This is a genomic window from Polaribacter sp. WD7, from assembly GCF_003335085.1.
Classification (GTDB): domain Bacteria; phylum Bacteroidota; class Bacteroidia; order Flavobacteriales; family Flavobacteriaceae; genus Polaribacter.
The window spans coordinates 69,095-88,712 of the sequence record NZ_QPEJ01000013.1; the positions used below are offsets into that span (position 1 = coordinate 69,095).

A 19,618-nucleotide genomic window follows, 5' to 3' on the forward strand; every position below is an offset into this window, starting at 1 on the left:
AGTATAACTTATATTGATTTATTAACAAAAAAAGAGTGTCAGTCTGTTTAGACTGACACTCTTTAAAGTGCGTTATACTAAAAAATTGGTATAGTTATTATGCCAATTCTTCTTCTAATTTTAAATTATTAATTGCAGATTGTATCTGTTGCTTTTGGCTTTCTAATAATTTTCTAGTTGACGGAACAAAATCATCTTCTTTCAATATGTCTCTATACTCATCATAACTAGCTTGCTCTCCTCTAATAGCTTCTTCTAAAATAGCTTCTTCATCATTAGAACTGAATAAAGATTTTAAAGACATCCAGTTTCTGTGCATTGTTCCTTTAAATGATCCGCTATCTTCAGGAATTTGCCCGTAAGCTAAAATTTCTGTTCTTAAGTTTTTGGCAAATTCACTTCTTTCTGAAGCTCTTGCCTTAAAAAAACGTTTTAATTTTGTGCTTTCTACATTATCTGCAGCATTTAAATATCCTTTTTCTGCGTCGTAATTTTTTTCTAACAATTCATTTAACTTGTTCGAAATTTTTTCTGTGTACTTCATAATATCATTTTCATTTTAAATTTCAATAATTTTTTTTAAGATGCCTATTGTTTCACATCTAGCTTTTGTTACCACAAAGTAACTAATTATAAGAGTTTATGTTTAATGCAAAAGATAAGATTCTTGACTCATATAGGTAATTTGATATGTATATGTTGCTCTTTTTTAAGACTGTATGAAATTATATTTTAATTAAGGAAGATTAAAAAGTATTTTGTATTTTTGTGCCCACTTGTCACGAGATGATAAGATTTTTAATAACCAAGGTCGAGAACCTTAAAAAATTAATAAATTATGTCTGTAAAAATTAGATTACAAAGACACGGTAAAAAAGGGAAACCATTCTATTGGATAGTTGCTGCTGATGCACGTGCAAAAAGAGATGGTCGTTACTTAGAAAAAATAGGTACGTATAATCCAAATGTAAATCCTGCAGAAATTAACTTAGATGTTGATGTTGCTGTAACTTGGTTACAAAACGGAGCACAGCCAACTGACACTGCAAAAGCAATTTTATCTTACAAAGGAGCTTTGTTAAAAAACCATTTAGCAGGTGGTGTTCGTAAAGGAGCTTTAACAGAAGAGCAAGCAGAAGAGAAATTTAAAGCTTGGTTAGAGGCTAAAGAAGGTAAAGTAGCTACAAAAGAAGAAAAATTAGCTAAAGCAGAAGCAGAAGCTAAAGCGAAAGCTTTAGAAGCTGAAAAAGCGGTTAATGAAGCAAGAATTGCCGCTGCTCAACCAGAAGAAGTTGTAGAAGAAGCTACAGAAGAAGTTGCCGCGGAAGCAACTGACGCTGCAGAAGGAGCTACAGAAGAAAAAGCAGCTGAGTAAAACGTTTATATACGATATATGCGTAAAGAAGATTGTTTTTACTTAGGCAAAATCGTTAGAAAACATAGTTTTAAGGGTGAAGTTGTTATCAAGTTAGATACAGATGAACCTGAGTTGTACAGAGAAATGGAATCAGTTTATGTCGAGTTTGGCAGTAATCTGGTTCCATTTTTTATTGAAAAAAGTTCACTCCATAAAGGAAACCAACTGCGTGTGCAATTTGAAGATGTTTACTCTGAAGAAGAGGCAGATGCAATTTTAAAATCTGAAATTTACTTACCTCTAGATTTATTGCCGAAATTAGAAGGAAACAAATTTTATTATCATGAAGTTATTGGTTTTAAAGTTCTAGATAAAATTTTTGGTGAAGTAGGTAAAATTAAAGCTATAAACGATAAGGCAGCACAACCCTTGTTTGAAATTGATAGAGATGGAAAGGAAATTTTTATTCCTTTAATTGATGATTTTATTAAGAAAGTAGACAGAAACAACAAGACTGTTGAGGTAGATACACCAGAAGGTTTAATAGAATTGTATTTATAATTTTTTTTAAAAAAGAGAGGTGGCCGAGTGGTCGAAGGCGCACGCCTGGAAAGTGTGTATACTCCAAAAGGGTATCGAGGGTTCGAATCCCTTCCTCTCTGCAAAAGAAAACTCCGTAAAAATTAATTTTTACGGAGTTTTCTTTTGATAATTAAATATTTTATTTAGTGCTCTTCAGTTTTTTTTACCTTTTCAACATATTCTTGAAATTGTTTTCCATAAGTAGATTTTTTAACACGCTCAGACAATGAATTGTTAATGGTATCTAACATTTTTATACTTGCATTATACATTTCTGTCAAACCTATATATGGTGCTATTTCGCTATCTGTATTAGAAACCGCAAAATTAGTAGTGTACAAAACTCTTCTTTTAGTTAGTTTTTGGTATTGCTTGTCTATTTCACTTGTTAGAGCATCATTATTTTCTTTTTTTGCATCAAAACTTTTCTTTATAAGTTCTAGTTTTTGATTTTGAAATCTGGTTTTAACCTTAAGAAATTGTTCTAGAAGTTCTTGATTTTTAGATCCAGATATCTCTGGCGATACTCCAAATTTATCAACCTTGTCATTTATAGTAATGGTACCTTGTTCTCCAAAAAAAGAAATACTTTTTTGAGTGTTGTTATCGCTCAACGTTAAGTAATAAATTATTGGTGAATCAACATCATCAAATAAAAGAAAGTTTTCTTTTCCTTTTAATTCTAAAGAATCTACAGTTAGCAAAAGAGTATCTTTTATTTTTTGAAGGTATAATTTTCCTTTTTTAAGTCCTTTAATTTGACCTTGTACAACCATATTACCTTCTTTTTCTGACGAACATGCATATAACGCTATAGCAAGTACGGAAAGTATTAAAAGTTTCTTCATTTTATGTAAATTTTGAGGTTGCAAATATGCTGATTTTATTTAGAGTGATGAAGCCAATTCCATTAAAATTGTACACGCAATAGCGCCAACTGTTCCTATAGCATACCCAAAAACAGCTAGTAAAACCCCTACAGTAGCTAATGAAGGATGAAAAGCCTGTGCAACAATAGGAGCAGAAGCTGCACCACCAACATTGGCTTGACTACCAACAGCTAAAAAGAAGTACGGAGCTTTTATAATTTTAGCAACCAAAATTAAGAGACCTGCATGTATAGACATCCAAACAACACCTATAGCAATTAGACCTAAGTTTTCAAAAATTAAAGCCAAATCCATTTTCATACCAATAGTTGCTACTAAAATGTAAATAAAAATACTTCCAATTTTACTAGCTCCTGCACCTTCGTAATTTTTTGCTTTTGTAAATGATAAAATAACGGCAATTATAGTAGAAGTACTAATAAGCCAAAAGAAGCCAGAACCTAAAAAAGTAAAAATGTTTTTCCAAGTAGGAGAGTTGATTGCAGATACAATATTACCAAAAAAAGTACTTAAATATTTAGAAACCAAATGTCCAAAACCTACAGTACCAAATGCAATGGCTAACATAATCATAAAGTCTGTTAGTGAAGGATTCTTTTTAACACTTTGGGTAAACTGTGATACTTTGGTTTTTAGTTTTTCTATGGCAGAATTATCTGCTTTTAGCCAATTGTCAATTTTTTCTTTTTTACCTATACCTATCAGTAAAATAGCCATCCAAATGTTTGCTATAACAATATCTACAAAGACCATTCCCCCGTATTTAGCAGGGTTAAATTTGTAAATTTCTAGCATTGCTGTTTGGTTTGCTCCACCACCAATCCAACTTCCGGCAAGTGTAGAAAGCCCTCTCCAAACTGCATCAAAATCTGCCCCTCCCACGGTTTCAGGAGAAAAAATAGAAATCAAGAGAATGGCTAAAGGTCCGCCTATAATAATACCTATAGTTCCTGTGAAAAACATAATTAAAGCTTTATTACCAAGGTTAAATATAGCTCTTAAATCTATGCTCAATGTCATTAAAACTAATGCTGCTGGGAGTAAAAAACGACTTGAAACATAATACAATTGAGATTTACCCTTTACAATCTCTCCAGCAGTATTTTCTATTTCCCACTCAGGAGCAATTACTCCAAAGGTGGTAAATAAAGCAGGTATAAAATAAGCCATAAATAAACCAGGAACTATTTTGTAAAATTTTACCCAAAAACCTGTTTTTAGATTTTCTGTAAAAAAAACAAAACCTAAAGAGAGCATTAAAATGCCAAAAACAATAGCGTCATTAGTAAAAATAGGAGCATTCATGTGTATTATGTTTTTGTGTGATTGGTAGTTACTATTAATCCAAGTTGCAATCTGTTTGATTGTGTTGAATTGAACTGGGTATACATATATCCAAATTTTAAGGTAATAAAGTCACTTGTTTTTTGCAATAAGCCAATACCTGTTCTATTTTGCCCAAGTGCTTTTGTGGCAAACTTTATAAATACTTCGTTAAAAGCGTATGTTGTTAATTTTTTAGAAATAGGATGTTTTAAAAACAATCCGTAACGAATTCTATGTGTGGTTTTGTTCTTAAAATTTTGTCTTCTAAAGCGTTGAGCTAACCTTACTCTATGGGTTACTTTAAAATTATACCATTTATCTTTTACATTTAGATCTTGATAAAAACGATACTCATACAAATTGGGTAAATTTTCTTTGTATGAGGTGTCAGTAATAGAATATACAGAGCCAAAAGTGGCATTTACAGTATTGTTAATTTTGTAATTTAACCCCAATCTGTAAATTTCTTGTTGATATTCTGATATAAGCTCAAAGTACCTAAAATGAATAGCAGATTTTAAGGTATATTTATCAGAAATTTTATGAGTGCCATTGTACATATACCATGCGCCTAATTTATTTTCTGAAGAATTTTGAGCTTGTGTTTTTTGTAAAAACAAAATCAAGCTCAACATTAGTAAAAATTCTTTCATATCATTAATTGGCGGGGTAAATTTGGGTCTCTTTAAAAGGAGAAATTTTAATACTATCTATCATAGCTTTATAAGCAAGCCAATCTTTATTAAAAAAAGTATTGGTTTTTGTAATTGCTTTGTTTAATGATTCTATGAACTGATTTGTCAACTGCTTTTCTGTTGTGGTTTGTTTTCCAAATCGAGAATTAACGTACCTACTAGCCAAACTTAATCTTTGCGATACCGTAACTTCTGGGTTTCTGGTAATACCTTGTCTTTTATCTATTTTACCAATGTATAACGCTATTAAATTATCTAGTTTTGTATCAATTTCTGACGAAGATTTTATAGCTTCTTTGTATTTGTTTTTGTCTTCTTTGGTAAGTTTTTCTTTTATTGTACCAACTGTATTTTTACTTTCTACCAATTGTTTTACAATTGCAGCCATTTTTTCTTGATGAGTTTCTAATGCCTTAGCTGCAATATATTTTTCATGTATTGCTACTTCAGAAATTTTTAACCTAGGATCAAATGCTACTTGTATAGCACTTTCACTAACTAAATCTCCAAGTGCCATTTTTAAAGTATACGTTCCTGGTTTTACGTAAACACCACTAGGTTCATTTTTAGGTTTTAGAATAATTCTTGATGCTCTTTGAGGTCCTTTTTCTCTAAGAAACCAAGTTGTTTTGTGAACACCATTTTCTTTAGGTGTTTTAAATTTTAAAGTTCTAATTTTTCGGTTGGCATCAAAAATCTCTAAGGTAATAGAGTCGTATTTACTTTTTTTAGATTCTTTAGCTTTAGCTACAACAGAACCTTCTACCTCTGTACTTGTTTCTTTTTGTTTCTTTTTGGGTAGGTTTATATAGTATGAAATATGAGCGCCTCTTTTTCTGTTTTCTCCTTGGTAAACAGCATCTGCACCAAACCTACTTCCTGTTGGTTGTTGGTATGTAGATTGATATGCAGTAGGGGGTGTAAATACTTTTAGTTTTTGAGAAATTGCATTCTTGTTTGCTAGATCTCGCAAAGGTCTAATATCATCTAATACCCATGCAGCTCTCCCAAAAGTTCCAATAATTAAATCGTGTTCTCTTGGATGAATAATCAAATCTTTTACAGAAACCGTAGGGAAACCGCTTGTCCATTTTGTCCATTTTTTTCCTGCGTTTATAGAAACATATAATCCGTCATCAGTTCCTAAAAATAGTAGGTTTTTATTAATTGGGTCTTCAATAATTGAAAGGGTATAACTCTCTACATCATTTTCATCTACAATACGGTTCCACGTTTTGCCATAATTTGTAGTTCTGTATGCATAAGGAGTGTAATTAAATCTTCTATAATCATTGGCAACTAATAAAGCTTCACCTTTATTTTTATTTGATGCTTTTATTTGTGTTATCCAAGAATTAGCTGGCAAGTCTTTAATGTTTTTTGCTACATTAGTCCAATTTTGCCCACCATTTCTTGTTATATGTACCTGCCCATCATCTGTAGCAGCCCATAAAACGTTTTTTTCTAGAGGTGTTGGCTCTACCACTAAAATTGTACAATGATTTTCTGCGCCAGTAGCATCCATCGTTAAACCACCACTTTCAGATTGCTTTAGTTTTTTAGGATCATTGGTGGTTAAATCTGGAGAAATTACAGACCAGGTAAGCCCTTTGTCTGTAGATTTGTGCACAAACTGGCTTCCAAAATACAATGTATTACTATCAAAAGGATCTATGTTAATAGCGGCATTCCAATTAAAACGAAGTTTAGTATTGGGGTCTTTATGTGTGGGTTTTACAGAGTAATTGTTACCAGTAAGGTAATCGTATCTTACAACAAAACCTTGTTGGCTCATAGACCATCCGTAGCGTGAATTATCTTTATCTGGTACCACGTCAAAACCATCTCCAAAACTGATTTCTTGCCAATAGCTATTTCTAATACCTTGATCTTTCCAAACATAAGCAGGACCCCTCCAAGAACCATTATCTTGCATTCCTCCATACACATTATAAGGAAACTCATTGTCTATATTTATATGATAAAACTGAGCAACAGGTATATTGCCTATAAAACGCCATGATCTCCCTCCGTCTTTGGTAATGTTTAACCCGCCATCATTTCCATCAATCATAAATTTACCATTATTTGGGTGAATCCACCATGCATGATGGTCTGGATGAACTCCATTGTTTGCTCTGTATGCAGGCATAAGTTGTGTAAAACTTTTTCCTCCGTCTTGAGAAACATTTACGTAAGTAAAAATAGTATATAGTCTATTTTCGTTTTGAGGATCTACATAGATTTCTGAATAATAGAAGGGTCTATTACCAATACCTGGTTTATCATTAATTTTTTTCCATTTAAATCCTCCATCTTCACTTTTGTACAAGGCATTTTTTTTGGCTTCTACCAAAGCATAAATAACTTCTGGATTGTTAGGTGCTATGGCAACTCCAATTCTTCCTAAATTTCCTTTAGGAAAACCCTCTTTTTTTGTAATTTTTTTCCAATGATCGCCTCCATCATGAGTAATATACAAACCACTTCCTTCTCCACCAGATTTAAAAAACCAAGGGTCGCGTTTGTGTTGCCACATAGCAGCGATTAACTTATTAGGGTTTTTAGGGTCTATAATTAAATCTGCAACCCCAGATTTTGTATTGGTAAATAAAATTTGTTTCCATGTTTTACCTCCATCACTCGTTTTGTAAACGCCTCTTTCTTGATGCTCTCCCCAAGGAGAACCAATAGCACCAACATAAACAACGTTTGGGTTTGTAGGGTGTATAATAATTCTATGAATATGACGTGTTTTTTCTAAGCCCATAGATTGCCATGTTTTACCGGCATCTAAAGATTTGTATACTCCATAACCGCCATTTAAACTATTTCTAGGATTTCCTTCTCCTGTTCCAACCCAAATTACGCTTGGGTTAGATTGCTGAATAGCAACGGCACCAATGGAAGCTGTAAGTTCTTTTTCAAAAATAGGTTGCCACTTAATGCCTCCAGAAGCAGATTTCCAAATTCCGCCAGAAGCAGTTCCTACATATATAATATCTGGGTTAGACTCTACAACATCTATGCTTGTTACACGCCCAGACATACCACCAGGACCAATGTTTCTAGGTTTCATGTTTTTTACTAAGTCCATAGAAAATTCTTGCGAAAAGATAAATGAAGCACAAGCTAGAAAAAGAATAGTAATGAGTTTTTTCATGATGAAAAGGTTAGATAGATTAAACGGATGGAAATATACAAAATAGAAAACGCTCAATAAAATTGAGCGTTGCATTTTAACAATAATCATATTGTGTTATTCTTCGTTTTTTTTTGGATTTCTGTTAGCATTTTTTAAAGCCTGCATTAACATCCACTCAATTTGTCCGTTTGTAGAACGAAATTCATCTGCAGCCCATTTTTCTATAGACTTTAACATTTCTTCATTAATTCTAAGAGCAAACGCTTTCTTTTTAGGCATCTTATTGGTTTACAAATTTTACAATATGTTGTATTAAGTTTGAAGACAAAGGAAAATCTGGTTTAGTATAAGAATTTTGATTCTCAGTAACAGAGTTTACTACTTTTAAAACATGATTCATTTTTGGAATGATAAGAAGTTCTGAGTTCTTATTGCTAGCGTGTAGTTTTTGAGCATCAGAAACTTTAACTTGAAGATCATTATCTCCATTTACAATAAGTACCGGAATGGCAATTTTTTGTATTTCTTTACTAGGATTGTACTTTATCCAAGAAGATAAAAAAGACTGATTCTCTTTTCTGAAAATTGATTGTAACATGAGATTTACATTTTGGATGCTTCCTGTATTCGCTAATTCTTTAAAATGCGCTTTTGTAATAGAATCTAAGTAAGGGGCTTTTTCTTGTATTTGAGTAATAATAGTTTTGTCTGCAGACATACTTGGGCCTGCAAGTGATACTATTTTACCAGCATTGGTATGATTTAACATGGCTATTAAAGAGCCTTGACTGTGCCCAATGAGCACTATTTTAGCAAACCTTGTGTCTTTCTTAAAATGTAGAATGGTTTCTTGCACATCAGCAATATAATCTTTAAAAAGAACCCCTTTTTTTAGGCTCTTTATGTTCTTTTTATTGGCGGTTCTTTTATCAAAACTATAAAATGAAACACCATATTTATTTACGCTATCTCTAAATTGTTTAATGTAGTTTGCTTTGATAAAAGGTTGCTGGTTTCCATTTCTATCTACATTTCCAGATCCATGAATCCAAATAATTAAAGGAGTGTTCTCTTTTGTAAAACTTAATGTTCCTGGAAGCTCTATGTTATTATTATAGATAACAATCTCTTCTGTTTTAATTTGAGCTATAGCTGTAGCAACTCCAATTACATGTATGATAATATAAAGAATTAACCTATTCATTTTTTAGATATTTTTGTAATATTTGTTGAGCTTGATTTTCTTTTTGAGTACCAATGAGTAATTTTTTTCCATTTTTTAAAAGTAATTGAATACCAATATCTCCTTTTACATTTATGGCTTTTCCTTTACCAGAATTCCAAAGTGCACCACCTTTTAATCCCCAACCACCAAATTCTCCTATTGGGTCATATGTTCTAACATATGCTTTTGTAATATCTTGCCAAAGAATAGTTTTGAGTGAAAAATGAAAGGGAAAAAATTGATAATGAATTCCTTTTTCATCGATTCTGGTTTTAAGTTTGAATATAAAAATAAATAAACCAGAAGCAGCTATAGCAATACTACTACTTAGTAGTTGTTGTAAAGACATGGTAGAATTAGGCTTAGTATATTGCTGTATAATAAGTGTAATAGGTACAATAAAACTAACACACATTAATACAATTAACCAAGATTGTGTAAAACGTTGTTCTTCTTTAAAAATTCTCATAAATTAAACTTTACCTATTTAATGATTTAAGGTCCCAGCGTTTACAACAGGAGAAGCCTCTTTGTCTCCACATAATATAACCATTAAATTACTAACCATAGCAGCTTTTCGTTCTTCATCAAGTACTACAATATCTTTTTTACTCAACTCTTCTAAAGCCATTTCTACCATACTTACTGCCCCTTCTACAATTTTATGTCTTGCAGCAACAATAGCTGTTGCTTGTTGCCTTTTTAACATTGCAGATGCAATTTCTTGGGCGTATGCTAAATATCCAATTCTAGCCTCTAAAACTTCTATACCAGCAATAGCCAAACGTTCTTCCAATTCTTTCTCTAAAGTTTCAGATACCTCGTTAACACTTGAACGAAGTGTAATATCTTCATCATGACCTTCATCAGCAAAATTATCATAAGGATACATACTTGCCAGTTTTCTTACAGCTGCATCAGTTTGAACTCTCACAAAATTCTCATAATTATCTACATCAAAAGCAGCCTTGTAAGTGTTGGTAACTCTCCAAACTAAAATAGTAGAAATCATTACAGGATTACCCAATTTGTCATTTACCTTTAAACGCTCACTATCAAAATTACTAGCTCTTAAAGAAATGGTTTTCTTTTTAAACAAAGGGTTAGCCCAATACAAGCCGTTTTCTTTAATGGTACCTACATATTTACCAAAAAGTAAGACCACTTTAGAAGTATTTGGATTAACCAATATAAAGCCAAAAAAACCAATAAAGCCTATAAATATGGGAAGTAAATATAATGAGTTTTTTTGTGCGAAGATTAAAAATAATCCTCCAAAAAATAAAAGAGATACTACTCCTAACATTAAATAACCGTTAGCGGGTTTTATAATTTTTTCTGATTTCATAAGTTGTGATTTATATTGATATTAAAATGATATTACAAATATATCAAAAAATTAATAACATATCCAAGTACTATCCTGTTATAATTTTTATCTTAGCAGAGTATAAATAATTAGGATAAAAATGAAAATAAAAATATTCTTAGTAGTTTCTGTGCTTTTCTTGTCAAGCTTTGCTGGAAAGAAAACTTTATTTTGGGGTAAAAATGGTCATAGAGCAACAGGTAAAATTGCAGAAGGGCATTTAACTAAAAAAGCTAGAAAAAAAATAGACAAAATCTTAAAGGGGCAAAGTTTAGCATTTGTATCTACGTTTGCAGATGAAATTAAATCTAATCGCAAATATGACGAATATTATTCTTGGCATTACATTAATATGGGGTTAGATGAAACTTATGCTTCGGCTACTAAAAACCCTAAAGGAGATTTAGTAACTGGTATTACAAAATGTATATCTGTCTTAAAAAACAAAAATAGCTCTGAAAAGGATAAGGCTTTTTTTCTAAAAATGTTGGTACACTTTGTGGGCGATTTACACCAACCTATGCACATAGGTAGAAGAGAAGATAAAGGAGGTAATACCATACAATTACAGTGGTTTGGAAAAGGAACAAACTTACATAGAGTATGGGACGAAAATATGATTGATGATTTTAAAATGAGTTATACAGATTTAGCTGCTAATACCAAAAAACTGAGTAAAGCGCAAATTGAGGCAATACAAAAGGGATCTATAATAGATTGGGTGGATGAAGTGCATCAGATTACAAAGAAGGTATATAACTCTGCAAAAATTGGTGAAAATTTACGATACAAATATTCTTATGATTACTTTGACTTGGTAAGAGATCAATTGCAGATAGGAGGAATTCGTCTAGCCAAAATATTAAATAATATTTTTGAGTAAACTAAAATAATGATAAGTAAAAAGCCTTGTAGACTTCTGTTTATGAGGTTTTTTTGTTAAGGATTAGTTAATTGTTTTTAAGATGTCATTGATATTTGTAGCTTTATTGGATGAAAAAACTACCTCTTTATTTTTTGTTAATTTTTTTGTGCTTACAGTCTTGTAAAAAAGAGAGTAAAAAAAGTGAAAATTTAGATATTACTAGTGTTAAGACTTATACTTATGCTGAGTTAAAACCCTTTTTAGAAAAAGAAAATGATAAAGTTTATGTTGTGAATTTTTGGGCAACTTGGTGCGCACCATGTGTAAAAGAATTGCCTGCCTTTGAAAAGTTAGGAAAACAATATGCTAATCAAAATGTAGAGGTATTGCTGGTAAGTTTAGATTTTCCTAAACAGTTAGATAAGAGATTGATACCTTTTTTAGAAAAAAACAAATTACAATCTAAAGTAGTTTTACTTGATGATGTTAATGAGGATTTTTGGATAAAAGCTATAGATAGTACATGGACAGGTGCTATACCAGCAACATTAATTTACAATGAAAACAAAAGAAAGTTTTACGAGCAATCTTTTGATTATGATTTATTAGAGAACGAACTCAAAACCTTTTTATAATTATGAAAACATTAAAATCAATACTATTATTTGCTGCCGTAGCCATTACATTTGCATTTGGTATAAAAACAGAAGGAGGATACAAAATAGGAGATACTATTGAAGATTTTTCATTAAAAAACATAGATGACAAAATGGTTTCTTTATCAGATTATAAAGAAGCAAAAGGGTTTATTATTGTTTTTACTTGTAACATGTGCCCGTATTCTATAGCTAATGAAGATAGAATCATCGCATTAGATAAAAAATATAAAAAACTTGGTTATCCTGTAATAGCTATCAATCCAAATGATCCAAAAGCGATGCCTGGTGATGGTTTTAAAGAGATGAAAAAGAGAGCAGAAGAAAAGGAATTTACATTTCCGTATTTATTTGATGATGGACAAAAAGTCTATCCTAAGTTTGGTGCTACCAAAACACCACATGTTTTTATTGTAAGCAAACCAAAAATGACAGTAGAGTATATTGGAGCTATAGATAATAGTTCTAGAAATTCTGATAATGTTACCGAAAAATATGTTGAGAATGCGGTAGATGCTTTGCTAAACGGTAATAAGCCTGCTAAAACAGAAACAAGAGCAATTGGATGTTCTATAAAGATATTATAAAGAAAACCATTTAGTGATTAATTGAACCTTATCTCTAATTGTAAAATCTCAAGTTTTAACTTGAGATTTTTTTATTTAAAAAGTTAGTCTGTTACTTTTAATCTTGCTTGAGCTGTTACAGAAATATCAGAATACCTATTTTCTAAATATTTTAAATAGCCTGTTATGGCTATCATAGCCGCATTGTCTGTGGTGTATTCAAATTTAGGAATATAAGTAGACCAACCAAAGTGTTTTTGAGCTAACTGTAATCTGTTTCGTATTTCAGAATTTGCAGAAACTCCACCAGCAATTGCAATATCTTTAATACCTGTTTTTTTTATAGCTTTTTTAAGTTTATCCATCAAAATTTCTACAATTGTGTATTGTATAGATGCACAAATATCATTCAAATTCTCCTCAATAAAATTAGGGTTTATTCTTTGTTGTTTTTGAATAAAATATAAGATTCCTGTTTTAAGACCACTAAAACTAAAATTTAAATCACTTACCTTAGGTTTAGTAAAAGCATACGCTTTTGGGTTGCCTAATTTTGCATATTTATCTATTAAAGGGCCTCCTGGATAAGGTAATCCTAAAATTTTTGCAGATTTATCAAAAGCTTCTCCAACAGCATCGTCTATAGTTTCACCCAAAATCTCCATTTCAAAATACTTAGAGACTTTTACAATTTGAGTATGTCCACCACTAATGGTTAAACATAAAAAAGGAAAAGGTGGTGTTTTATAGTTTGTATCTTTTATAAAATGAGCTAAAATATGTGCTTGCATATGATTAACATCAATTAAAGGAATTTGAAGTCCAAGTGCTAAAGACTTTGCAAAAGATGTACCCACTAGTAAAGACCCCATAAGACCAGGGCCTTTTGTAAATGCAATTGCACATAAGTCTTCTTTGGTTATATTTGCTTGTTCTATAGCCTGTTGTACAACAGGTACAATGTTTTGTTGATGTGCCCTAGATGCTAATTCTGGTACAACACCTCCATATTTAGAGTGTACTTCTTGATTAGCTATTACATTGCTTAACACTTTACCATTGCAAAGAATTGCAGCACTCGTATCATCACAAGAAGATTCAATCCCAAGAATATAAATAGGTGTATCCATTTTGTTTAATTTAAGGCAAAATTAAGGATAATTTTAAGTTGCATTCCTTTTTCTGATACAGAAATTTAATAGTTTGTTAAATTTGAGCGTTATTTGTAATAAATGGCAATATTATTGCTTATTGTTGATATAGAACCTTACTTTAAAAGAAATAGTCATCAAACAAATTGGAAAAAAAATACTAAAATGCTTAAAGTACATCGTGCTTTTTTTATTACTAGTTAGTATTTTGTTTTCTGTACCTATAGTTCAGACTTGGTTGGGTAATTACGCTACAAACAAGTTAAATAACCAATACAATACCAATATTTCTATTAAAAAAGTAGACTTGTCCTTTCTTGGAAATGTTCAGTTAAAAGGTGTAGAGATTAGAGATCATCATCAAGACACTCTAATTTTTGTAAACAAACTAAGCACTTCTCTAGTAAGTGCCAAAAGTATGTTAGAAAACAAAGTAAAATTGGGCAGCGTAAAATTAGACGAAGTTTTTTTTTATATGACTACCCATAAAGATGAAAATAAAGATAATTTGGGTGTTTTTATTTCTAGTTTTAGTAACAATAAACCAAAAGATTCTCTGGCTAAATCTTTTGTGCTGCAATCATCTAACGTTTATGTACATAATTTACATTATAGATTAAAAAACAATAATAGAAAGACTTCTGTATTGTTTTCTGCAGAAAAAGGAGGTGGAAACTTACAAGATTTACTAATAAACGGAGCAGATTTTTCTTCAAAAATTAGAGGTTTGTATTTCAAAGACAATAGAGGTTTAGAGGTTACTAATTTAACAACAGATTTTGCGTATACTAAAACTGCAATGCATTTTAAAAATACAACATTAGAAACCAAAAATTCTAAGATTAAAGCAAATATAGATTTTCTGTACAAAAGAAAAGATTTAGCAGATTTTAATACTAAAGTTAAGATAAGAGCAAAATTTGATAATAGTGAATTATTTATACCTGATTTAAAAAAGTATTACGGAGAATTAAATGGTAAAGATTTAGTTTCTTTTTCAGGAAATCTAAAAGGTCCTTTAAATAATTTTTCTTTAAGAAATCTTAAACTAGACTCTAAATATGGTATTAAAATATATGGAGACTTAGATTTTGTAAATGCAGTAAATACAGAGAGGGGGTTTACATTTAAGGGAGATTTAGACAACCTTACGGCAACTTACAATGAGTTGCGAAGAATTTTACCTAATGTTTTAGGTAAAACACTACCTACAGAATTTAGAAAATTCGGCAAATTTAGTTTAAAAGGAAAAGTAAAAGTTAATCCAGAAAATATTTCTGCTTCTATAAATTTAAAATCGCAAATTGGTAATTTGATTTCAGATTTAAAAATGGCTAATATTGACAATATAGATTATGCTTCTTACAACGGAAAAATAGAGTTAAATAACTTTAATGTAGGCGTTTTGTTTAATGACCCATTATTTGGTAACGTTTCTCTTAAAGGAGATGTTAATGGAAGCGGTTTTAAACTAGAAAATATTAGTACCTCCTTTATTGGAGAGGTTTTTAAGTTAAATTTTAAAGGTTACACCTATCAAAATATTAAAGCGAATGGTCAGTATCAAAATAATAAATTTGATGGAGACTTAGAAATAGATGACACAAATTTTAAGATGAAATTTAATGGACTTGCAGATTTATCATCTACTGTTCATAAATTTGATTTTAAATCTGATATAGACTATTTAAACCTAAAAGAAACCAACCTATTTGTAAGAGATAGCGTTTCGGTTTTAAAAGGAAATATAGAATTAGATATAGAAGGAAATACTTTTGACGATATTACAGGAAAAGCAACGTTTACCAATATTTTATATACCAATTTAAAAGAAGAGTACGATTTTAAAAAGTTTATTGTTACTTCTTCTATAAAAGACAGTGTTAAGACCATAGAGGTAAATTCTAAAGATATCGTAAATGGTTTTGTTACTGGTAAATTTACCTTTTCAGAAGTATTACCAGTAGCACAAAATGCACTCGGTAGTATTTATACAAATTATAACCCTTATAAGGTAGCTCCTCATCAATTTATAGATTTTAATTTTACTATATACAACCAAATCATATCTATTTTCTTTCCTCAAGTTTCTATTGACGATAAAACACGTATTCGTGGAAAAATAAAAGCAGATAAAAATCAACTAAAGCTAACAATTTCGTCTCCAAAAATGAATTTCTATGGAAATGAAATTAAAGATTTGTTGTTAAGAACAGATAATCAAAATCCTTTGTACAATTCTCATTTAACTGCAGCAGAAATAAATACAAACTATTATAATGTTTCTAAACTTAATTTATTGAGTTTAACGCAAAATGACACCTTGTATTTTAAATCTGTTTTTAACGGAGGTAAAAAAAACAATGAAGATTTTAATTTAGACTTTTTCTATACATTTAATAAAGAAGGGAAGTCTGTAGTTGGTTTCGAAAAATCTACTTTTAAGTTTAAAGATAATGTTTGGAATATTAATCCTGACGAAAAAAATACAGATAAAATTACTTTTGATTTAAAGACAAAAGAATACAACTTTAGTCAATTTAAATTGATATCAGATGAACAAAAGATAGCATTTACAGGGAGTTTAAAAGGAGACTCAGAAAAAATATTACTTGCCGATTTTACTAAAGTAAAATTACAAAGTTTTTTACCAGAAATAGATAGTTTAGCTTTAAAAGGTCAAGTTTCTGGTCATGTAGATTTTGTTCAGAAAAATGGTAATTATAGTCCAGAAGCACAATTAACTATAGAAGAATTTGAGGTAAATAGCTTTAAACAGGGAGATGTATCTTTAAATGTAAAAGGGAACAATTCTTACAAAAAATTTGACGTAGATTTATCAATCAAAAATGAAAAAGTAAAAAGTATAGCAGCTACAGGAATATTAGATTTTTCAGACAAAAGGCCTTTAATAGATTTAGAGGTGTTTTTAGAAGAGTTTGGACTAGATGCTTTTAGCCCTTTAGGGCAAGACGTTTTGTCTTCTATAAGAGGTACTGCTTCAGGAGATTTCGTATTGCGAGGTTTTTTAGGGAATCCCGAAATGGAAGGTTTATTAACATTAAAAAATGCAGGTCTACGCTTTCCGTATTTAAATGTAGATTATGATTTTGTTGGAGAATCTATTATTTCTATGCAAGAACAATCGTTTATTCTAGAAGAGGTTTCTTTATTAGACACTAAATATAAAACAGTAGGTAAATTAACAGGAGCCATTACGCATTTAAATTTTGAAAAATGGTTTTTAAACATTGATATAGAAAGTGACAATTTATTGGTTTTAGATACAGAAAATACTGATGAATCATTATATTATGGTTCTGCTTTTATAGATGCTAAAGCTAGTATTACAGGACTAACAGATCAATTAACCATAGATGTTAATGCTAAGACACAACCAGGTACCATATTTGTGGTTCCGTTAAAAGACGTAGAAACTGTAGATAGTTATCGTTTAATTTACTTTAAAACAGATGAAACTAGGGTAGACGATCAACAAAAAGAATTGGCTCTAGAAGAAATCAAAGGCTTGTCTTTAAACATAGATTTAGAGGTTACCAAAGATGCTGTTGCTCAGGTAGTAATAGATGAGGTTAACGGAAGCCAGCTAACAGGAAGTGGTTCTGGAAACTTAAGAATAGAAATAAATACAAGAGGTAAATTTAATATGTATGGAGATTATACCATAGATAATGGGGTGTATGATTTTAAATACGGAGGAATCATAAACAAGCCTTTTATCATTCAAAAAGGAGGTACAGTTTCTTGGAACGAAAGCCCTTATGATGCAAATTTAGATATTACCGCAGTTTACAAAGCCAAAGCAAATCCTGGTGTTCTGTTAGAAAATTTTAATTCTAATAGAAAAGAAGAAATAGATTTGGTTACCAGAATTACAGGAGGTCTTTTTAGTTCTAAACAAGAGTTAGACATACAGTTAACCAATGTAGACCCCACAATTGCAAATGAATTAGAATTTATTTTAAACGATAATAACGTTAATGAAAAAACAACTCAGTTTATATCACTCCTAGCATTTGGTACGTTTCGAAATCCAGATAGAGTTAATTTTGATTTAAATAATACCATTGCTGGTACAGCATCTAGTGCATTGGCGACTGCATTTTCTAGTTTGCTAAATAGCCCAGACAGTAAATTTCAGTTAGATTTTGATTATCAACAAGCAGATTTATCTAATGTAGATCGTTTAAATATAGACGATCAAGTAGATGTTTCTGTTAGTACGCAAGTAAGTGATAGAGTTGTTATAAACGGAAAAGTAGGGGTTCCTGTAGGGGCACAAACTCAAGCAAGTGTAGTTGGAGAAGTAAAGGTTGAAGTATTATTAAATAAAGAAGGTAATTTTAGAGGAGTTATTTTTAATCGACAAAATGAAATTCAATATTCACAACAGGAAGAAGGTTATACGCAAGGAGCAGGTTTATCATATCAAGTTAACTTTAACACGTTAAGTGATTTACTTCGAAAAATTGGCATAAAAAAAAGGAAAATAGAAAAAAAACGTAATATAAAGAAAGATACTTTCAGCAAAAAAAGAAGAGAACTTATTAATTTTGAAGGCAATTAGATTTTTCTCTTAATTATGATATAGGAGACGTTTATTTATATTTTACAATCAGAAATTAATTAACAAAAAAGTAACGTTTTAAGTCTTTTTTTTCAACTGAATTACTGTAGTTTAGACCGTAAAATAGTACGAAATAGCCTAAAACGATTTCGTAGTTTTATTATTTTTAATGAGTATAAAATAGTAATTTTACGATTACAAAATATGAAGAAAATTAAAACAATAGCAGTAATGACATCTGGAGGAGATGCTCCAGGAATGAATGCCGCAATAAGAGCAGTGGTTAGGGCTTGTGCATATTATAGTTTAAAATGCATGGGTATATATAGAGGTTATCAAGGACTTATAGAAGATGATTTAGTTGAGTTAACAGCAAGAAGCGTTCATAATATAATTAATAAAGGAGGAACTATTTTAAAATCTGCTAGATCTACAGATTTTAGAACAAAAGAAGGTAGAGAAAAGGCTTTTGAAAACTTGCAAGAAAGAGGAATAGATGCAATGGTAGTTATTGGTGGTGATGGTTCTTTTACAGGAGCAGTTGCTTTTAATGAAGAGTTTGATTTTCCGGTAATAGGGATTCCAGGAACTATAGATAACGATATTTTTGGAACTTCTCATACATTAGGATATGATACTGCCTTAAATACAGCTGTAGAAGCTATAGATAAAATTAGAGATACCGCCTCTTCACACAACAGATTATTTTTTGTAGAGGTTATGGGTCGTGACGCAGGTTTCATAGCTTTGAATGCTGGTGTTGGAGCTGGTGCAGAAGAAATTTTAGTTCCAGAAGAAGATTTAGGTTTAGAAAGAATGCTAGAATCTTTAGAAAGAAGTAGAAGATCAGGTAAATCATCAAGTATTGTAGTAGTTGCAGAAGGAGATAAGTCTGGTAAAAATGTGTATGAGCTTGCAGCATATGTAGAAGAAAACCTACCAATGTATGATGTAAGAGTTAGTATTTTAGGTCATATGCAAAGAGGAGGATCTCCTTCTTGTTTTGACAGAGTATTGGCAAGTAGACTTGGGGTAAAAGCAGTAGAGCTTTTACTAGACGGAAAAACAAACCTTATGGTAGGTTTAAAAAACAATAAAGTAATTAGTACAGATATTAAAGAAGCAATTTCTGGAGGTCATTCCATAAATACAGAATTGTTAAGAATATCAGACATTATAACAACATAAATTTAATAAATAAAG

Annotated in this window: 17 protein-coding genes and 1 tRNA gene; 8 read left to right on the top strand and 10 right to left on the bottom strand. The window is 30.8% G+C overall.

Annotation, left to right across the window (positions count from 1 at the left end):
- Positions 1–97 precede the first annotated feature (97 nt).
- Positions 98–544, bottom strand: a complete 447-nt coding sequence (locus DUT90_RS01430) for a PA2169 family four-helix-bundle protein (RefSeq protein ID WP_114424937.1) — start codon at positions 542–544, stop codon at positions 98–100.
- A 294-nt stretch (positions 545–838) separates the two neighbouring features.
- Here DUT90_RS01430 and DUT90_RS01435 point away from each other — a divergent pair, with 294 nt between their 5' ends.
- The 3 genes from DUT90_RS01435 to DUT90_RS01445 all read left to right on the top strand — a co-directional run bounded on the left by DUT90_RS01435 (position 839) and on the right by DUT90_RS01445 (position 2,019).
- The gene (locus DUT90_RS01435; RefSeq protein ID WP_114424938.1) at positions 839–1,375 is read left to right on the top strand and encodes a 30S ribosomal protein S16; all 537 of its coding nucleotides are present in this window, start codon (positions 839–841) and stop codon (positions 1,373–1,375) included.
- Positions 1,376–1,393: 18 nt separating this feature from the next.
- Complete coding sequence (gene rimM / locus DUT90_RS01440; RefSeq protein ID WP_114424939.1) at positions 1,394–1,918, top strand: ribosome maturation factor RimM; 525 nt, start codon at positions 1,394–1,396, stop codon at positions 1,916–1,918.
- Between the two features lie 13 nt (positions 1,919–1,931).
- A tRNA-Ser gene (locus tag DUT90_RS01445) sits at positions 1,932–2,019 on the top strand.
- 63 nt (positions 2,020–2,082) lie between these two features.
- Here the strand turns inward: DUT90_RS01445 and DUT90_RS01450 are convergent.
- The 8 genes from DUT90_RS01450 to DUT90_RS01485 form a co-directional block, all read right to left on the bottom strand.
- Complete coding sequence (locus DUT90_RS01450) at positions 2,083–2,787, bottom strand: DUF4369 domain-containing protein (protein ID WP_114424940.1); 705 nt, start codon at positions 2,785–2,787, stop codon at positions 2,083–2,085.
- A gap of 39 nt (positions 2,788–2,826) precedes the next feature.
- The gene (locus tag DUT90_RS01455) at positions 2,827–4,134 is read right to left on the bottom strand and encodes a DUF819 domain-containing protein (protein ID WP_114424941.1); all 1,308 of its coding nucleotides are present in this window, start codon (positions 4,132–4,134) and stop codon (positions 2,827–2,829) included.
- A gap of 5 nt (positions 4,135–4,139) precedes the next feature.
- On the bottom strand, positions 4,140–4,808 hold the full coding sequence (locus DUT90_RS01460) for a DUF2490 domain-containing protein (RefSeq protein WP_114424942.1): 669 nt from the start codon (positions 4,806–4,808) through the stop codon (positions 4,140–4,142).
- Positions 4,809–4,812: 4 nt separating this feature from the next.
- A complete protein-coding gene (locus tag DUT90_RS01465; protein ID WP_114424943.1) occupies positions 4,813–8,013 on the bottom strand; it encodes a VPS10 domain-containing protein in 3,201 nt (1,066 codons plus the stop codon).
- A 96-nt stretch (positions 8,014–8,109) separates the two neighbouring features.
- A complete protein-coding gene (locus DUT90_RS01470) occupies positions 8,110–8,274 on the bottom strand; it encodes an Arc family DNA-binding protein (RefSeq protein WP_114424944.1) in 165 nt (54 codons plus the stop codon).
- 1 nt (position 8,275) lies between these two features.
- Positions 8,276–9,199 carry an alpha/beta hydrolase gene (locus DUT90_RS01475; protein ID WP_114424945.1) on the bottom strand — a complete coding sequence of 308 codons (924 nt, stop codon included), beginning with the start codon at positions 9,197–9,199 and terminating at the stop codon, positions 8,276–8,278.
- Positions 9,192–9,689 (bottom strand): hypothetical protein, encoded by a 498-nt coding sequence (locus DUT90_RS13305; protein WP_181858118.1) that lies wholly within the window; start codon positions 9,687–9,689, stop codon positions 9,192–9,194. The genes DUT90_RS01475 and DUT90_RS13305 overlap by 8 nt, the downstream gene beginning before the upstream one ends.
- Positions 9,690–9,707: 18 nt before the next feature.
- Complete coding sequence (locus DUT90_RS01485) at positions 9,708–10,568, bottom strand: SPFH domain-containing protein (RefSeq protein ID WP_114424946.1); 861 nt, start codon at positions 10,566–10,568, stop codon at positions 9,708–9,710.
- A 121-nt stretch (positions 10,569–10,689) separates the two neighbouring features.
- Between DUT90_RS01485 and DUT90_RS01490 the strand changes: the two genes are divergently transcribed.
- The 3 genes from DUT90_RS01490 to DUT90_RS01500 all read left to right on the top strand — a co-directional run bounded on the left by DUT90_RS01490 (position 10,690) and on the right by DUT90_RS01500 (position 12,697).
- Positions 10,690–11,472, top strand: a complete 783-nt coding sequence (locus DUT90_RS01490; RefSeq protein WP_114424947.1) for a S1/P1 nuclease — start codon at positions 10,690–10,692, stop codon at positions 11,470–11,472.
- A gap of 110 nt (positions 11,473–11,582) precedes the next feature.
- Complete coding sequence (locus DUT90_RS01495; RefSeq protein WP_114424948.1) at positions 11,583–12,089, top strand: TlpA disulfide reductase family protein; 507 nt, start codon at positions 11,583–11,585, stop codon at positions 12,087–12,089.
- A 2-nt stretch (positions 12,090–12,091) separates the two neighbouring features.
- Complete coding sequence (locus DUT90_RS01500) at positions 12,092–12,697, top strand: thioredoxin family protein (protein WP_114424949.1); 606 nt, start codon at positions 12,092–12,094, stop codon at positions 12,695–12,697.
- Positions 12,698–12,780: 83 nt separating this feature from the next.
- Here the strand turns inward: DUT90_RS01500 and tsaD are convergent, their stop codons facing one another.
- On the bottom strand, positions 12,781–13,806 hold the full coding sequence (gene tsaD, locus DUT90_RS01505; RefSeq protein WP_114424950.1) for a tRNA (adenosine(37)-N6)-threonylcarbamoyltransferase complex transferase subunit TsaD: 1,026 nt from the start codon (positions 13,804–13,806) through the stop codon (positions 12,781–12,783).
- Between the two features lie 202 nt (positions 13,807–14,008).
- Here tsaD and DUT90_RS01510 point away from each other — a divergent pair, with 202 nt between their 5' ends.
- Positions 14,009–18,415: a translocation/assembly module TamB gene (locus tag DUT90_RS01510; RefSeq protein ID WP_114424951.1), complete on the top strand. Its 4,407-nt coding sequence runs from the start codon at positions 14,009–14,011 to the stop codon at positions 18,413–18,415.
- Positions 18,416–18,619: 204 nt separating this feature from the next.
- Complete coding sequence (pfkA, locus tag DUT90_RS01515; RefSeq protein WP_114424952.1) at positions 18,620–19,603, top strand: 6-phosphofructokinase; 984 nt, start codon at positions 18,620–18,622, stop codon at positions 19,601–19,603.
- Positions 19,604–19,618 lie beyond the last annotated feature (15 nt).

What these genes read in the sequence shown, in the direction of transcription:
- DUT90_RS01430 (WP_114424937.1), bottom strand. Translation starts at nt 544, where the DNA reads ATGAAGTACACAGAAAAAATTTCGAACAAGTTAAATGAATTGTTAGAA.
- DUT90_RS01435 (WP_114424938.1), top strand. Translation starts at nt 839, where the DNA reads ATGTCTGTAAAAATTAGATTACAAAGACACGGTAAAAAAGGGAAACCA.
- rimM (WP_114424939.1), top strand. Translation starts at nt 1,394, where the DNA reads ATGCGTAAAGAAGATTGTTTTTACTTAGGCAAAATCGTTAGAAAACAT.
- DUT90_RS01450 (WP_114424940.1), bottom strand. Translation starts at nt 2,787, where the DNA reads ATGAAGAAACTTTTAATACTTTCCGTACTTGCTATAGCGTTATATGCA.
- DUT90_RS01455 (WP_114424941.1), bottom strand. Translation starts at nt 4,134, where the DNA reads ATGAATGCTCCTATTTTTACTAATGACGCTATTGTTTTTGGCATTTTA.
- DUT90_RS01460 (WP_114424942.1), bottom strand. Translation starts at nt 4,808, where the DNA reads ATGAAAGAATTTTTACTAATGTTGAGCTTGATTTTGTTTTTACAAAAA.
- DUT90_RS01465 (WP_114424943.1), bottom strand. Translation starts at nt 8,013, where the DNA reads ATGAAAAAACTCATTACTATTCTTTTTCTAGCTTGTGCTTCATTTATC.
- DUT90_RS01470 (WP_114424944.1), bottom strand. Translation starts at nt 8,274, where the DNA reads ATGCCTAAAAAGAAAGCGTTTGCTCTTAGAATTAATGAAGAAATGTTA.
- DUT90_RS01475 (WP_114424945.1), bottom strand. Translation starts at nt 9,199, where the DNA reads ATGAATAGGTTAATTCTTTATATTATCATACATGTAATTGGAGTTGCT.
- DUT90_RS13305 (WP_181858118.1), bottom strand. Translation starts at nt 9,689, where the DNA reads ATGAGAATTTTTAAAGAAGAACAACGTTTTACACAATCTTGGTTAATT.
- DUT90_RS01485 (WP_114424946.1), bottom strand. Translation starts at nt 10,568, where the DNA reads ATGAAATCAGAAAAAATTATAAAACCCGCTAACGGTTATTTAATGTTA.
- DUT90_RS01490 (WP_114424947.1), top strand. Translation starts at nt 10,690, where the DNA reads ATGAAAATAAAAATATTCTTAGTAGTTTCTGTGCTTTTCTTGTCAAGC.
- DUT90_RS01495 (WP_114424948.1), top strand. Translation starts at nt 11,583, where the DNA reads ATGAAAAAACTACCTCTTTATTTTTTGTTAATTTTTTTGTGCTTACAG.
- DUT90_RS01500 (WP_114424949.1), top strand. Translation starts at nt 12,092, where the DNA reads ATGAAAACATTAAAATCAATACTATTATTTGCTGCCGTAGCCATTACA.
- tsaD (WP_114424950.1), bottom strand. Translation starts at nt 13,806, where the DNA reads ATGGATACACCTATTTATATTCTTGGGATTGAATCTTCTTGTGATGAT.
- pfkA (WP_114424952.1), top strand. Translation starts at nt 18,620, where the DNA reads ATGAAGAAAATTAAAACAATAGCAGTAATGACATCTGGAGGAGATGCT.